The sequence below is a fragment of the Pseudomonas sp. AM14(2022) genome, assembly GCF_036346455.1.
GTDB lineage: Bacteria > Pseudomonadota > Gammaproteobacteria > Pseudomonadales > Pseudomonadaceae > Aquipseudomonas > Aquipseudomonas putida_A.
On the sequence record NZ_JAOTNY010000016.1, the window covers coordinates 68,116 to 83,863 of the forward strand.

12 protein-coding genes and 1 other RNA gene are annotated in these 15,748 nt (G+C 61.6%); 10 read left to right on the forward strand and 3 right to left on the reverse strand.

Features of this window, described 5'->3' with window-relative positions; genetic code table 11:
• Positions 1-210: 210 nt before the first annotated feature.
• From zipA to V3W27_RS24520, 5 genes are all read left to right on the forward strand, one after another.
• Complete coding sequence (gene zipA / locus V3W27_RS24500; protein ID WP_096797077.1) at positions 211-1,074, forward strand: cell division protein ZipA; 864 nt, start codon at positions 211-213, stop codon at positions 1,072-1,074.
• A gap of 184 nt (positions 1,075-1,258) precedes the next feature.
• On the forward strand, positions 1,259-3,616 hold the full coding sequence (gene ligA, locus V3W27_RS24505; protein ID WP_330207753.1) for an NAD-dependent DNA ligase LigA: 2,358 nt from the start codon (positions 1,259-1,261) through the stop codon (positions 3,614-3,616).
• 252 nt (positions 3,617-3,868) lie between these two features.
• Complete coding sequence (locus tag V3W27_RS24510) at positions 3,869-5,035, forward strand: zinc-binding metallopeptidase family protein (protein ID WP_330207754.1); 1,167 nt, start codon at positions 3,869-3,871, stop codon at positions 5,033-5,035.
• Positions 5,036-5,146: 111 nt separating this feature from the next.
• An RNA gene (gene ffs, locus V3W27_RS24515) (signal recognition particle sRNA small type) lies at positions 5,147-5,243 on the forward strand.
• Positions 5,244-5,471: 228 nt separating this feature from the next.
• Positions 5,472-7,421, forward strand: coding sequence for a hypothetical protein (locus V3W27_RS24520; protein ID WP_330207755.1), 1,950 nt, complete (start codon positions 5,472-5,474; stop codon positions 7,419-7,421).
• Between the two features lie 121 nt (positions 7,422-7,542).
• Here the strand turns inward: V3W27_RS24520 and V3W27_RS24525 are convergent, their stop codons facing one another.
• Positions 7,543-8,292 carry a substrate-binding periplasmic protein gene (locus tag V3W27_RS24525; RefSeq protein WP_027613266.1) on the reverse strand — a complete coding sequence of 250 codons (750 nt, stop codon included), beginning with the start codon at positions 8,290-8,292 and terminating at the stop codon, positions 7,543-7,545.
• Positions 8,293-8,435: 143 nt separating this feature from the next.
• On the opposite strand from V3W27_RS24525, the gene dnaX reads away from it, so the two are divergent.
• From dnaX to V3W27_RS24550, 5 genes are all read left to right on the forward strand, one after another.
• Complete coding sequence (gene dnaX, locus V3W27_RS24530; RefSeq protein ID WP_330207756.1) at positions 8,436-10,517, forward strand: DNA polymerase III subunit gamma/tau; 2,082 nt, start codon at positions 8,436-8,438, stop codon at positions 10,515-10,517.
• A 67-nt stretch (positions 10,518-10,584) separates the two neighbouring features.
• Positions 10,585-10,923, forward strand: a complete 339-nt coding sequence (locus tag V3W27_RS24535; RefSeq protein WP_003223337.1) for a YbaB/EbfC family nucleoid-associated protein — start codon at positions 10,585-10,587, stop codon at positions 10,921-10,923.
• Positions 10,924-11,187: 264 nt separating this feature from the next.
• Positions 11,188-12,222 (forward strand): NADP-dependent oxidoreductase, encoded by a 1,035-nt coding sequence (locus V3W27_RS24540; RefSeq protein ID WP_330207757.1) that lies wholly within the window; start codon positions 11,188-11,190, stop codon positions 12,220-12,222.
• A 66-nt stretch (positions 12,223-12,288) separates the two neighbouring features.
• Positions 12,289-12,891, forward strand: a complete 603-nt coding sequence (gene recR / locus V3W27_RS24545) for a recombination mediator RecR (RefSeq protein WP_003223341.1) — start codon at positions 12,289-12,291, stop codon at positions 12,889-12,891.
• A 193-nt stretch (positions 12,892-13,084) separates the two neighbouring features.
• Positions 13,085-14,233 carry an acyl-CoA dehydrogenase family protein gene (locus tag V3W27_RS24550; RefSeq protein WP_330207758.1) on the forward strand — a complete coding sequence of 383 codons (1,149 nt, stop codon included), beginning with the start codon at positions 13,085-13,087 and terminating at the stop codon, positions 14,231-14,233.
• Between the two features lie 110 nt (positions 14,234-14,343).
• Here the strand turns inward: V3W27_RS24550 and V3W27_RS24555 are convergent, their stop codons facing one another.
• Positions 14,344-14,892 (reverse strand): adenine phosphoribosyltransferase, encoded by a 549-nt coding sequence (locus tag V3W27_RS24555; protein WP_003223345.1) that lies wholly within the window; start codon positions 14,890-14,892, stop codon positions 14,344-14,346.
• 78 nt (positions 14,893-14,970) lie between these two features.
• Positions 14,971-15,705: a fumarate/nitrate reduction transcriptional regulator Fnr gene (fnr, locus tag V3W27_RS24560; RefSeq protein WP_003223347.1), complete on the reverse strand. Its 735-nt coding sequence runs from the start codon at positions 15,703-15,705 to the stop codon at positions 14,971-14,973.
• Positions 15,706-15,748: the final 43 nt, after the last annotated feature.

The following is a 15,748-nucleotide window of genomic DNA, read 5'->3' on the forward strand; positions in this document are numbered from 1 at the left end:
GACTTCGACTTGCTGGCCAATCGACATATTCGCGCAAGCCAATGTGACAGACGGTGTAAAGTTGTCTTTGGTCGTGCTAGTTTAATGTCAATTTTTCGTATACGTGGGCAAAACGCCTGTCAGAACATAGAGTTGGCGCCACGTTTTAAAGCGGTTTGCACAATGTAAACCCCTTATTTTTCAGCATTTTTTATAGAGGCACGGGATTACATGGAAATCGGTCTGCGCGAGTGGCTGATCGTCATCGGCATCATTGTGATAGCCGGTATTCTTTTCGATGGCTGGCGCCGTATGCGCGGCGGCAAGGGAAAACTGAAATTCCGTCTTGACCGAAGTCTGTCCAACCTGCCGGACGAGGACACCAGTGCTGAGCTGTTGGGCCCGGCCCGCGTGCTAGATACGCATAAAGAGCCGCAACTGGACGAACACGATCTGCCGTCGGTGAGCATGCCGGCCCGCGAAGCACGCGAGCCTCGCGAATCCGCTTCGAAACGTGGCAAGCGCGGCAGCAATGGTCCGGCCCAGGGCGACCTGAACCTCGATCTGGATCTGGACGGCGGCCCGAGCTTCAGCAGCCGTGATGATGACTTCGTCGACGACAGCAAGCCTGCGCCAGCGGTGGCCGACAAGGATCAGCCGCAAGCCGAAGAAGTCCTGGTGATCAGCGTGATCTGCCGCGACGCCGCCGGCTTCAAAGGCCCGGCCCTGCTGCAGAACATTTTGGAAAGCGGTCTGCGTTTCGGCGAGATGGATATTTTCCACCGCCACGAAAGCATGGCCGGCAACGGTGAAGTGCTGTTCTCCATGGCCAATGCGGTCAAGCCGGGTATCTTCGATCTGGACGACATCGACCATTTCAGCACCCCGGCGGTGAGCTTCTTCCTCGGCCTGCCAGGCCCGCGTCATCCGAAGCAGGCCTTCGACGTGATGGTGGCGGCAGCGCGCAAGCTGTCCCAAGAGCTGAACGGCGAGCTGAAAGATGACCAGCGCAGCGTGCTGACCGCGCAAACCATCGAGCATTACCGTCAGCGCATCGTCGAATTCGAACGCCGCGCCCTGACCCAGAAGCGCTAAGGCCAGAGCGCAGTTGTGGCGAGGGAGCTTGCTCCCGCTCGGTGGCGAAGCCGCCGTGATTTTGGGGCTGCTGCGCAGCCCGGCGGGAGCAAGCTCCCTCGCCACAATGTCCATAGCCTTGAGCTATTGTGATTTAGAAGATTGAGCAGCCTCGGCTGCTCTTTTGCTTTATGAGAGAACACCCATGACCGCCGCCAAAAACCGCATTCTAGAGCTGCGCGCTGAACTCGATCAGCACAACTACCGTTACCACGTCCTCGACGAACCGAGCATTCCGGACGCCGAGTACGACCGGTTGTTCCACGAGCTCAAGGCGCTGGAAGCGGCCAATCCGGAACTGATCACCAGCGACTCGCCGACCCAGCGTGTCGGCAGTGTGGCGCTGACCGCGTTCACCCAGGTGCGTCACGAAGTGCCGATGCTCAGCCTCGGCAACGCCTTCGAAGAAGCCGACATGCGCGAGTTCGACCGCCGGGTAACCGAAGGTCTGGATCTGCCGGCCGGTGATCTGTTCGGTGGCGGCGCGGCGGTGGAGTACAGCTGCGAGCCGAAACTCGATGGCCTGGCGGTCAGCCTGCTGTATCAGGACGGCGTGCTGGTGCGCGGCGCCACTCGCGGCGACGGCACCACCGGTGAAGACATCAGCGTCAACGTGCGCACCGTGCGCAACATTCCGCTGAAGCTGCATGGCGAAGGCTGGCCGGCGACCCTCGAAGTGCGCGGGGAAGTGTTCATGTCCAAGGCCGGTTTCGAGCGCCTCAACGCCTCGCAACTGGAAGTCGGCGGCAAGACCTTCGCCAACCCGCGCAACGCCGCTGCCGGCAGCCTGCGTCAGCTGGATTCGAAGATCACCGCCAATCGCCCGCTGGAATTCTGCTGCTACGGCATCGGTCAGGTCTCCCACGATATCTCCGATACTCACATCGGCAACCTCAAGCAATTGCAGAAGTGGGGCATGCCGATCAGCCACGAGCTGAAGCTGGCCAAAGGCATCGGCGAGTGCCTGGATTACTACCGCGACATCGGTGAGCGGCGTAACGCGCTGGCCTACGAAATCGACGGCGTGGTGTTCAAGGTCAACAGCATCGCCGATCAGCGCGAGCTGGGCTTCCGTGCCCGCGAACCGCGCTGGGCGATCGCGCACAAATTCCCCGCCATGGAAGAACTCACCGAACTGCTCGACGTGGAATTCCAGGTTGGCCGTACCGGCGCCGTCACTCCGGTGGCACGACTGAAACCGGTCAAGGTCGCCGGCGTCACCGTCGCCAACGCGACCCTGCACAACATGGATGAAGTGGCGCGCCTGGGCCTGATGATCGGCGACACCGTGATCATCCGCCGCGCCGGTGATGTGATCCCGCAGGTGGTGCAAGTGGTCACCGAACGTCGCCCGGAGAATGCCCGTCCTGTAGCGATTCCAGAGAATTGCCCGGTCTGCGGCTCCCATGTCGAGCGCACGCAACTGGTCAAGCGCAGCAAAGGCAAGGAAACCATCAGTGAAGGTGCGGTGTATCGCTGCGTTGGCCGTCTGGCCTGTGGCGCGCAACTGAAGCAGGCGATCATTCACTTCGTCTCGCGCCGGGCGATGGACATCGAAGGCCTTGGCGACAAGAGCGTCGAGCAACTGGTCGATGAAGGTTTGGTCAGTTCGCCGGCCGATCTGTACGCGTTGAAGTTCGACGACATTGTCGATCTGGAAGGCTTCGCCGAGGTCTCCAGCAACAAGCTGCTGGCGGCGATTGAAGACAGCAAGCAACCGGGACTGGCGCGGTTCATTTATGCGCTGGGCATTCCCGGTGTCGGTGAGGAAACGGCCAAGGTGTTGGCGCGCTCGCTCGGTTCGCTGGAGCGCGTGCAGCAGGCGCTGCCGCAAGTGCTGACCTACCTGCCGGACATCGGCCTGGAAGTGGCCCACGAGATTCACAGCTTCTTTGAAGATGCGCACAACCAGCAAGTGATCGCCGAGTTGTTGGGGCATGGCCTGCAGATTCAGGATCAGAGCGAACTGGGCGCCGAGTTCGCCGCCAGCACCACCCTCGGCGGTCTGCTCGACAAGCTGCACATTCCCTTTGTCGGCCCGGGCGGCGCGCAGAAACTGGCGGACAAATTCGGTTCGCTGGAAGCGGTGATGAATGCCGACTGGCTGGACATGCGTCAGGCGCTACCGGAGAAGCAGGCCAATTCGGTGCGCGAGTTTTTTGCTGTGCCCGAGCATCGGCAGATCGCCGAGGCCGCCGAGAAACAGTTGCGGGATTTCGGCATGCACTGGCTGAGCGAGAAGAAAATCGTTGAGGGCCTGCCGCTGTCCGGCGAAACCTGGGTGCTGACCGGCAAGGTCGAGTTGATGAGCCGCGATGTGGCTAAAGAGCATTTGGAAAGCCTCGGCGCCAAGGTCGCCGGCTCGGTATCTGCGAAAACTCATTGTGTGGTCGCAGGGCCGGGTGCTGGTTCGAAACTGACCAAGGCCAATGAGCTGGGGGTGAAGGTGATGGATGAAGAGGCGTTTATCGCGTTCCTCAAAATCCATGGCATTTCTGCCTGATACAGTTTTGTTCGGCAGTCTGCTTTTGTGGCGAGGGAGCTTGCTCCCGCTCGGCGACGAAGTCGTCGCAAAACCACCATCCTCGGTATTTCAGGGTAAATGAGGTCGCATGGTTTTGGGGGCTGCTTCGCAACCCAGCGGGAGCAAGCTCCCTCGCCACATCGGCAGTGTCACTCAGTAGCTGCGTTGTATTCGGGAACATTGTTGACTTCAGGATGATCTAGTCTTGGCAAGTCCCAGGGAGAGATCGCCATGTACCGCTTTTTCGAGCAGCTCAGTTCTCGCATTGTCGCGCCGTTCATGGGCGAATCTTCACGCAACAGCAAAATCTGGCCGTGCCGCTGCGGCCAGTCGCTGTTCTTTCGCAACAGTCAGTGTCTGGCTTGCAGCGCCATGTTGGGCTATCAGCCTGAAGAAAGTCGCCTGACCTCGTTGCAACCCGGGCCACAGGACGGCAGTTGGACACTCGATGCCGATCCCGACGCCGGGCTGTTTCGCCGCTGCGCCAACCTCGACACTCCCGCCGCGTGCAACTGGCTGCTGCCGGATAACGGCCACGACAGCCTGTGCATCGCCTGCAGCCTCAACCGCACCATCCCCGACCTCTCAGTGCCGGAAAACCCCGAACGCTGGCGCAAAGTCGAAATCGCCAAGCGTCGGCTGGTGGCGCAACTGATCACCCTCGGCCTGCCGGTCATCCCGAAAATCGTGGATGAGGCCACCGGTCTGGCCTTCGACTTCATCGGCGTCGATCTCGAAGGCAACGCGCCAATGACCGGCCACGCCAACGGTCTGATCACCCTAGATATCAAAGAAGCCGACGACGCCCATCGCGAGCAGGTGCGGGCGGCAATGCATGAACCCTATCGCACGCTGCTCGGGCATTTCCGGCATGAGGTCGGGCATTATTATTGGGATCGTCTGATCGCCAATGGGCCGTGGCTTGAACCTTTCCGCAACCTGTTCGGCGACGAGCGCGCCAGTTACGCCGAAGCGCTCGACCGTCATTATCAACAGGGCGCACCGCTGGACTGGCCGCAACACTACGTCAGCGCCTACGCGACCATGCACCCATGGGAAGACTGGGCCGAAACCTGGGCGCATTACCTGCACATGATGGATGCGGTGGATACCGCGCTGGGTTTCGGCATGAGCGCGCGGGAAATGGACTTCGACTACCAGCCGTTCCCGTCCAGCACGCTGTACGACCCGGAGCACCCCGGCGGCGCGGCGTTCCTATCGTTCGTCAATGCGTGGATCGAACTGGCGGGCATGCTCAACGAGCTGTCACGCAGTATGGGCCAGCCGGATTTCTACCCGTTCGTGCTGCCGGCGGCGGCGATTGCCAAGTTGCACTTCATCCATCTGGTGATCCAGCAGGCGGGCGGCAAGGCGGACGAGGTGTTGCAGGCGCAATAGCAAGTGCTTGAAGCCCTTCATGTTTTTAATCTGAAACCAACGGTTGTAACTTCGCTTCAGATAGGTACAATGGCGCGGCTCGCCGACAGGTGAGTGTCGTTATGGTGACCCCATCGGTCCCCCCGCAACGATTACCCGTGAACCTGGTCAGAGCCGGAAGGCAGCAGCCACAGCGGGAACATTGTGTGCCGGGGTGTGGCTGGTGGGGTTACCACCTTAACGAACGAAGAACGCTTCAACAGAACTGCATGGGTTTCGCCCACTGCGGTTTTTTTATGCCCGCGATTTGGGCTTTCACGCCAGCCCCTGTGGGAGCGAGCCTGCTCGCGAAGGCTGCCCCCCGATGCCTGTTCAGTCACCAAGGTTGAACAGTGGCATACTCCACCGTCTTGCTGCGCGCGTCGTTGACAAGTTCGCGCCCTAGCTACGAGGTTGTATGCACCCGGAACATCACGATTTATCCACCGCCGTGTACTTGCCCGTGACGGATGAGACCTGCGCCAGCCTGTTGCAGCCCGATGGCGCAAAAAACCTCGGCGAGTTGACGGATGCGCAGCTGGCCGCCGTGCTGGTCATCCAGAATCTGGCTCAGGCCACCGAAAAGGATCTCACCGCCGCAGCGGCGGAGAAGGTGCTGGCGCGCCTGATCGCCTGGGCGGTCGATGGCGGGGCAGGGCTGCTGTCCGAGGCGCAACGGCTGTTCGACCCGCGCCAGTTGTACTTCGGCCTGAACGCCATCAGGGGATTGAACCTGCGATTGCTGTTGGCCGAAGAGGTGGCGGCGCAGGATTACCTGCTGCTCGATGGCAAGTGGGATGACGAGTTCAAGACGCGCCACCACGCGATCAACAATCCGTTCAGCCAGCAGATGATCAGCCCCGCGCACCGCGAGCGCTGGCTCAGCGCCGCGCAGGACAAACTGGTCAGAACCTTCCGCGCCAACCTCGATGAAGACCTGCACGTGCAAGGCTATGCCGGGATCGGCAAGAGCCACCTGGTCGGTGCCTTGACCGAGTGCCTGGACCCCGGGAAAACCCTGTTGCTGGCACGCACCCCGGAAAAACTTGCGACCCTGTGCCAGCGCATGGGCGTTGCCAGTGAACGCAAGCCCGGCATCACCTTTGAGGCGTTCGCGCGCGGGCTGATTTATGGGCGCAAGCCACAGCCGGCAAGCGCCGCCGGCCGAGTCGCGAGCAAACAGAGTCTGGCGCAGGAGCTGAACATCCTCGGCTTTCGCGAGCATGACGCGCAACGCACCCTGAACTTCTGCCTGGAAACCCTCGAGCGCTATTGCCACTCCCGGGACTACAGCCTGTCGGCGCATCATCTGCCGTATTTCAAACTGTCCTTGTCCGGTCTTGAGTCCAAAGTGCTGCTGGAGTATTCGAGCCGCGTCTGGACTTACCTTGAGGCCAATCCGGCGTGGGGCCGGCAGAGCGGCTTTGAAGCCTTGTTGCTGATCAAGCGTGCAAGCCTTGCGGGCTGCGTGGTGCCGCCGCGTTATACCCACGTGCTGATTGACGAGAGTCAGGACATTCCCGCTTCGCTGCTGCAGATAATCGAGCGTGGCCGACAGGTGCTGATCACGCTGGGCGATGAGTACCAGCACGCCGAGCGCGATCTGGTGAAAAGAAAGCGTGAAGTGCGTCAGAGCGATATCACCTACTCGGTGCGTTCGGGACGAAACGTCGAGCGTCTGGTCAATCCGCTGATTTCCCGGCACTCGGAAAAGAGCAAGGTGCCCTTCGAAGGTGCGCGTGAGGCGGACGTCGGCATCGAGTTTTATCCACAGGGCTTTGTCCCGCCGGAAGGTTGCGTGGTGCTGACGGCGTCCCCTTGGGACACCATGAAGTGGGCCATGCAACTGCACGATGCCAATTGCCTGTTCAGCTTTGCCGACATGACAGCGCAGCGCGACCTCGAGCACTTCATGACCAGCGCCATCGAGTTGTTCAAGGTCGATTACTACAGTTCCACGCACAGCGAGAAGGGCCCGCATCGCTATTTCAGCGATCTGCCCAAGTGGCAGCAGGTGCGCGATGCCAACCAGTTCGACGAAGCGTTTTTGTGGGTCGAGGCCGAGCTGGAGAAAGGCTTCAAGGTCGCTGATCTGACCCGGCTCAACCGGATGATCGGCGGCCCCGGCAAAAGCTGCCTGCTGATGCAGGCGCACGAGGCGGGCGGCATGGAGTTCGACCGCGTTCTGCTGACGCCCGAGCTGCTGACCAACGTGCAGTTCAAGGACGCCTACGCGTTCGATCAGCGGATCTGCGCCGTGTACATCGCCATCTCCCGCGCCCGGCAGCAGCTTTACCTGCCGTACGATGTGGTCGAATGGATCGAATTTCACGACTACCAGAAATTCCGTGAGTCGCACGGCTACTGAATAATTCTCTGTCGGAAATGTCCCCCTGAGGGAGCGGGCTTGCTCGCGAAGGCGGTGTGCCAGTTAACGAATCAGGTGACTGACACACCGTCTTTACGAGCAAGCCCGTTCCCACAATGGGTTATGGGGTGGCTTCAGCGGACCCGGTATACAACCGGATGATGTCATCAATCTCCCCCGACATTTTCATCCGCAACAACGTGCGCAAGATCCGCTGCACCGGCACCTGAGGGTCATTCCTCACGTAGCAGCCTACATGCTGCTCCTGCAGCACCGCGACGCCGTGCAGTTGCTGCCCGGGCAGCAGGCGCTGATTGAACCAGTCGAGTGTCCATTGATTGCTCACCGCATAGCGGTAGCGGCCGGCCAGGAGTTTTTCCAGCACTTGTTCCTGATTACGCGCGTCCTCGCGTTGCAGGCGATCGGCGTCGAACAGCGGTTGCAGGGTCGGATAGGTATAGCCGAGCACGGTGCCGATCGATTGGCGGGGCAGGTCGGCAGGGTCGACGCGGGGCGGCTGAGCGTCGCGGCTGATCAGCAAATCGCGCTGGAACAGCAGCGGAAGGCTCCAGATATAGTCCCCGGACTGATTCGGCAGCCACGATTGTGCGGCATAGCAGCGCACGTCGACTTCGCCGTGCTCCATGGCGTTCTGCACCCGGGCGCGCGGCAGGACGTGGAATTCGGCCGGCACGCCGACCTGCGTCGCAAGGCTGAGCATGATGTCGTGGAGGATGCCCTGGGTCGGGCGGCCGTGGTCGATCTGCACCATCGGCATCGCCCAGCTGTCGGCCACGACGAAGCGCAGCGGCGGTTCGGCCGCGCTCACGCTCAGACTGATCCCCAACAAAGCTCCCAAGGCCCAACGCATAAATGCTCCGATGAGTCCCGATCACGAGCGAAATTTCCCCGCCAACAGCAGCTTAGCCAGATTAGACGAGCACACCGGATGCAATTTTGCCCTTGCTCCGCTAGCATTAGCCGCTTCAGCTTCCTTCGTTGCGACGGTTTTCGATGAGTTATCAGGTTCTTGCACGTAAATGGCGTCCGCGCTCGTTCCGCGAAATGGTCGGCCAGACCCATGTGCTCAAGGCTCTGATCAATGCCTTGGACAGCCAGCGGCTGCACCACGCGTACCTGTTCACCGGTACGCGCGGGGTCGGTAAGACCACCATTGCGCGGATCATTGCCAAATGCCTGAACTGTGAAACAGGTATCACTTCCAGCCCTTGCGGCGAGTGTTCGGTGTGCCGCGAGATCGACGAAGGCCGCTTCGTCGACCTGATCGAGATCGACGCCGCGAGCCGGACCAAGGTCGAAGACACCCGCGAGCTGCTCGACAACGTGCAGTACGCGCCGAGCCGCGGGCGCTTCAAGGTCTACCTGATCGACGAAGTGCACATGCTCTCCAGCCATTCCTTCAATGCGCTGCTGAAAACCCTCGAAGAGCCGCCGCCGTACGTCAAGTTCATCCTGGCGACGACGGATCCGCAGAAACTTCCGGCAACGATTTTGTCGCGTTGCCTGCAGTTCTCGCTGAAGAACATGACGCCCGAGCGCGTGGTTGAGCATTTGACCCACGTGCTCGGCGCCGAAAACGTGCCGTTTGAAGACGACGCGCTGTGGTTGCTGGGCCGCGCCGCTGACGGCTCGATGCGTGACGCCATGAGCCTGACCGACCAGGCCATCGCCTTCGGTGAAGGCAAGGTATTGGCCGCCGATGTGCGGGCGATGCTCGGCACGCTGGATCACGGCCAGGTCTTCGACGTGCTGCACGCGCTGATCGAAGGCGACGCCAAGGCGTTGCTCGAAGCCGTGCGCCACCTGGCCGAGCAAGGCCCGGACTGGAACGGCGTGCTCTCGGAAATTCTCAACGTGCTGCACCGCGTCGCCATCGCCCAGGCCTTGCCTGAAGGTGTCGACAACGGTCATGGCGACCGTGACCGCGTATTGGCATTGGCTCAGGCGCTGCCGGCCGAAGACGTGCAGTTCTATTACCAGATGGGCCTGATCGGTCGCCGCGACTTGCCGCTGGCGCCGGATCCCCGTGGTGGTTTCGAAATGGTCCTGCTGCGGATGCTGGCCTTCCGGCCGGCGGATACGGCGGACGCCCCGAGGCACCCGCTAAAGCCAGTGGGGATCAGCCAGGCCACAGTTGATTCCGCAAACTCAGTGGCTGCCGCGCCCAAGCCTGCGCCGGTAGTCGCTGCGGCTGTTGCGCCTGCACCGGTGGTTGCGCCAGCGCCAGCTCCAGCGCCTGTGGTGGTGGCTGCGCCGGCACCCGCGCCAGAAGCAGAACCTGAACCGGTCGTCGCCGAAGCGCTGGTCGACCTGCCGTGGAACGACCCGGTCGAACCCGAGCCAGAACCTGAGCCGGTGCAGCAACCAGCCGTCGAGCCGGTACTGGAAACCGCCAGCGAGCAGCCCGAGTTGCCGCCGATGCCGCTGCCGACCCCGGACAGCGTGGTGCCGGATGCACCGGAGTGGGCCGCTGCGCCGATTCCCGAGCCGTCGGTCGCTGACGTCGATGCCGCCACACCGGGCATGGACCTCGACGATGAGCCGCCGTTGGACGAAGACTACATCGAGCCGGACATGGATTCGGCCTACAGCTACCTCGACGATCTGGCCAGCGAACACACCGCCGAGCCGGCCCCGGAACCCGAGCCGGAGCCTGCGGCCGCGCCGGCCACCGGTCTGGCGTTGCAATGGCTGGAGCTGTTCCCGCAACTGCCGATCTCCGGCATGACCGGCAGCATCGCCGCCAACTGCACGCTGATCGCAATCGATGGCGACCACTGGCTGATGCACCTGGACCCGGCGCACAGCGCGCTGTTCAACGCCACACAACAGCGGCGCCTGAACGATGCGTTGAACCAGTTCCACGGTCGCACGCTGACCCTGACCATCGAGTTGATCAAGCCCGAGCAGGAAACCCCGGCGCAGGCCGCGTCCCGTCGCCGGGCCAACCGTCAGCGCGAGGCGGAGGAATCGATCCACGGGGATCCGTTCATCCAGCAGATGGTCCAGCAGTTCGGTGCAGTGGTGCGACACGATACTATTGAACCTGTCGACGCCTTGGTCGCCCAAGGCTAATAACTGAGGGCGTTCGGCGTTAAGTGCCGGGCGCTGTTTTGATCCAAGTACTTTTGAGGTGATTCCCATGATGAAAGGTGGCATGGCCGGCCTGATGAAGCAGGCACAGCAGATGCAGGAAAAAATGGCCAAGATGCAGGAAGAACTGGCCAACGCCGAAGTCACCGGCAAGGCCGGTGGCGATATGGTCACCGTGGTGATGACCGGTCGTCACGACGTGAAAAGCGTCAGCATCGACCCAAGCCTGGTTGAAGGCCTGAGCGAAGACGACAAGGAAATGCTCGAAGCCGTGGTCGCCGCGGCCGTCAACGACGCCGTGCGCAAGATCGAAGCCAACAGCCAGGAAAAAATGGGCAGCATGACCGCCGGCATGAACCTGCCAGCAGGTATGAAACTGCCATTCTGATTCGCCATCGCGAGTTGGATGAGCTACACAAAATGCCAGGCATCGCGCCTGGCATTTTTGTTTTTGCCTGAGTGTCATGTGTTGGCAGAGCTGACGCTTTCGCGAGCAAGCCCGCTCCCACATTTGGAATGCGTTCTTCCTGTGGGAGCGGGCTTGCTCGCGAAGGCGTCGGCTCGGACCAACTGAAGAAACATCGAACCCACCACCGCCGCCAAAGGTCTGCTCCCTATACCGCCGAATTCATCATTCACAGGAGACGCTGACATGTCCGACCCTCTGACCCTCAACCAACGCTTCGTCCTCGCCTCGCGCCCTGTCGGTGCGCCGACTCCGGAAAACTTCCGTCTGGAGCGCGAAGCGTTGCCGGATCTCGAAGACGGCCAGGTGCTGCTGAAAACCCTGTACCTGTCGCTGGACCCGTACATGCGCGGGCGCATGAGCGATGCACCGTCCTACGCCGCGCCGGTACAAATCGGCGAAGTGATGACCGGTGGCGCTGTCAGCCGTGTCGAGAATTCCCGTCATCCGAAATTCCACCAGGGCGATCTGGTGGTCGGCCTCACTGGCTGGCAGAGCCACAGCATCAGTGACGGTCGTAACATCATGCCGATTCCGTCCGGCCTGCCGAGCCCGTCGATGGCGCTCGGCGTGTTGGGCATGCCGGGGATGACCGCGTACATGGGGCTGATCGACATCGGTCAGCCGAAAGAAGGCGAAACCCTGGTGGTGGCTGCAGCGTCCGGTGCGGTCGGTTCAGTGGTCGGTCAGGTGGCGAAGATCAAGGGCCTGCGCGCCGTGGGTGTGGCCGGTGGAGCCGACAAATGCAAATACGTGGTCGAGGAACTGGGGTTTGATGCCTGCATCGATCACAAGGCGCCGGACTTTGCCGAACAATTGGCCAAGGCCTGCCCGAACGGCATCGACATCTATTACGAAAACGTTGGCGGGCATGTGTTCGATGCCGTGGTGCCGTTGCTCAATCCCAGGGCGCGAATCCCGCTGTGCGGGCTGATTGCCGGTTACAACGCCACGGAAGCGCCGCAAGGCCCGGATCGTCTGCCGATGCTGCAGCGTACGTTGCTGACCAAGCGCGTGCGGATTCAGGGCTTCATCGTGTTTGATGACTACGGCGACCGTCAGCCGGAATTCATCAGCCACATGGTGCCGTGGGTGCGCGACGGCAAGGTCAAATTCCGCGAAGACGTGGTGGAAGGTCTGGAGCAGGCACCCGAGGCGTTCATCGGTCTGCTGGAGGGACGCAACTTCGGCAAACTGGTGGTGAAGGTTGCCCAGGACTGAGCATTTGACGCTGGCCAGAGGCGCGGGTATAAACCGCGTCTCGTTGTTTTGTCGGACTTTTTACCCATGAGCTTCAGCCCTTTGATTCGCCAACTGATCGACGCCCTGCGCACTTTGCCGGGCGTGGGTCAGAAAACCGCCCAGCGCATGGCGTTGCAGTTGCTCGAGCGTGATCGCAGCGGCGGCACGCGCCTGGCCCAGGCCCTGAGCCAGGCCATGGAAGGGGTGGGTCACTGCCGTCAGTGCCGCACGCTGACCGAAGACGATCTGTGCCCGCAATGCGCCGACACGCGCCGCGACGACACGCTGCTGTGCGTGGTGGAAGGGCCGATGGACGTGTATGCGGTGGAGCAGACCGGTTTCCGTGGGCGTTACTTCGTGCTCAAAGGCCACCTGTCGCCGCTCGACGGTCTGGGGCCGGAAGCTATCGGTATTCCGCAGTTGATGGCGCGCATTGAAGAGGCGGGCACGTTTACCGAAGTCATCCTCGCCACCAACCCGACGGTGGAGGGGGAGGCGACCGCGCATTACATTGCCCAACTGCTCAGCAACAAAGGCCTGATCGCTTCGCGGATTGCCCACGGTGTGCCGCTGGGTGGGGAGCTGGAGTTGGTGGATGGTGGGACACTGGCGCATTCGTTTGCCGGGCGTAAACCCATCTCTCTTTAAGTGATGCAGTGTCTGATTTGACGCCTTCGCGAGCAGGCTCGCTCCCACATTGGCTTTGTGCCATTCACAAATCCCCTGTGGGAGCGAGCCTGCTCGCGAATGGCGCACCTCGGTCTGACTGATTCACACAAACTTATTGAAAACCAAGCAAGCGCTCGGTTAACGTCGGCCAACCCTTCGATGGAGTTCGCCGATGCCTGCTTTCCAGGATTACTTCGACCCCAGCCACCAAATGGTCCGCGACAGCGTCAGACGTTTCGTCGAGCGCGAGATCCTGCCGGACATCAATGCGTGGGAAGAGGCCGAAAGCTTTCCCCGTGAGCTGTACCTGAAGGCCGGGGCAGCGGGGATTCTCGGTATCGGTTATCCCGAAGCGCTGGGCGGCAGCCACGAAGGTGATGTGTTCGCCAAGGTCGCCGCCAGCGAAGAACTGATGCGCTGCGGCTCCGGTGGTCTGGTCGCGGGCCTCGGTTCGCTGGATATCGGTCTGCCACCGATCGTCAAATGGGCCCGGCCCGAGGTGCGCGAGCGCGTCGTGCCGCAAGTGCTCAGCGGCGAGAAGATCTGCGCGTTGGCGATTACCGAACCCGGCGGCGGTTCCGACGTCGCCAACCTGCAAACCCGCGCCGTGCGTGACGGCGAATTCTACCGGGTCAGCGGCAGCAAAACCTTTATCACCAGCGGCGTGCGTGCCGATTTCTACACCGTCGCGGTGCGCACCGGAGCGCCGGGTTTCGGCGGCATCAGCCTGCTGTTGATCGAGAAGGGCACCCCAGGCTTCACCGTAGGCCGCCAGCTGAAGAAAATGGGCTGGTGGGCCTCGGACACCGCTGAGCTGTTCTTCGACGATTGCAGGGTGCCCGTGGGCAATCTGATCGGCGCCAAGAACATGGGCTTCGCCTGCATCATGGGCAATTTCCAGAGTGAACGGCTGGCGCTGGCGCTGATGGCCAACATGACCTCGCAGCTCGCCCTCGAAGAGGCGCTGAAGTGGGCGCGCGAGCGTGAGGCGTTTGGTAAACCGATCGGCAAGTTCCAGGTGATCAAGCATCGGCTGGCCGAAATGGCCACCGCACTGGAAGTATCGCGCGAGTTCACCTACCGCCAGGCGGCGAAGATGGCGGCGGGGCAGAGCGTGATCAAGGAGATTTCCATGGCCAAGAACGTTGCCACGGACACCTCGGATCGAATCACCAGCGAAGCGGTGCAGATTCTTGGCGGCCTGGGTTACATGCGCGAGAGTCTGGTGGAGCGGCTGTATCGGGATAACCGCATTCTGTCGATTGGCGGCGGGACGCGGGAGGTGATGAACGAAATCATCAGCAAGCAGATGGGGCTTTAGGTTCTGCGTTGAGGCGGCCGACGCCTTCGCGAGCAGGCTCGCTCCCACAGGAGAATGCATTCCAAATGTGGGAGCGAGCCTGCTCGCGAAAGCGGTCTGACAGGCGCTACTTACTTATCAGTCAGGGCAAACTGCGTCAGGCAGAAGGTAGGGATGCCCATATCTTCCAGACGCTGCGAACCCCCCAGCTCCGGCAGATCGATAATCGCCGCCGCTTCATGCACCCGCGCGCCCATGCGGCGGATCAGGTTGGCCGCGGCGATCAGCGTGCCACCGGTGGCAATCAGGTCATCGAACATCACCACCGAATCGCCTTCGCACAGGCTGTCGGCGTGGACTTCGAGGAACGCTTCGCCGTACTCGGTTGCGTAACCTTCGGCCAGCACGTCCGCGGGCAGTTTGCCTTGCTTGCGGAACAGCACCAGCGGCTTGTTCAGTTGGTAGGCCAGCACCGAACCGATCAGGAAACCGCGCGCATCCATCGCGCCGATGTGGGTGAAATCGGCTTCCACATAACGGTGGGCGAAGCTGTCCATCACCAGGCGCAGGGCCTTGGGCGACTGGAACAGCGGGGTGATGTCGCGAAAGATCACGCCCGGTTTCGGGAAGTCGATCACGGGGCGGATCAGGGATTTGATGTCGAAGGAGTCGAAGACCATCGTCGAGGTGTCCTGGCAGGGCTGCAAACGGCGCAGTATACCCGCGGCTGAAACGCTTCGCTCAACCGCGGATCGAGATCAGCCTTCGAGCGAGCCGCCGGCCAGGGCGCAGAGCTGGATCGGGTCGAGGATGTGGATCTCTTTGCCCTCGGCGGCGATCAGTTCGTTCTGCTGGAAGCGGGTGAACACCCGTGACACGGTTTCCACCGCCAGGCCCAGGTAATTGCCGATCTCATTGCGCGACATGCTCAGGCGGAACTGGTTGGCCGAGAACCCGCGAGCACGGAAGCGGGCCGACAGATTGACCAGGAACGTGGCGATGCGCTCGTCGGCAGTTTTTTTCGACAACAGCAGCATCATCTGCTGGTCGTCACGGATCTCGCGGCTCATCACCCGCATCAACTGACGGCGCAGCTGCGGCAGTTGCAGGGCCAGTTCATCAAGGCGTTCGAAAGGAATTTCACAGACCGAGGTGGTCTCCAGGGCCTGGGCCGACACCGGGTGTTTCTCGGTGTCCATGCCGGACAGGCCGACCAGTTCGCTCGGCAAGTGGAAACCGGTCAGTTGTTCTTCGCCGCTGTCGCTCAGGCTGAAGGTCTTCAGGGCGCCGGAGCGTACTGCATAAACGGAATCGAAGGTGTCGCCCTGACGGAACAGGAACTCACCCTTTTTCAACGGGCGGCCACGTTTAACGATTTCGTCCAGCGCATCCATGTCTTCCAGATTCAGAGAAAGTGGCAGGCAGAGAGGGGCCAGGCTGCAATCCTTGCAATGGGCCTGGTTGTGAGCGCGCAGTTTGACTGGCTCGGACATTTCTTAAATCCTTGTGGGAAAACACACATAAGCCGTAAGGGTA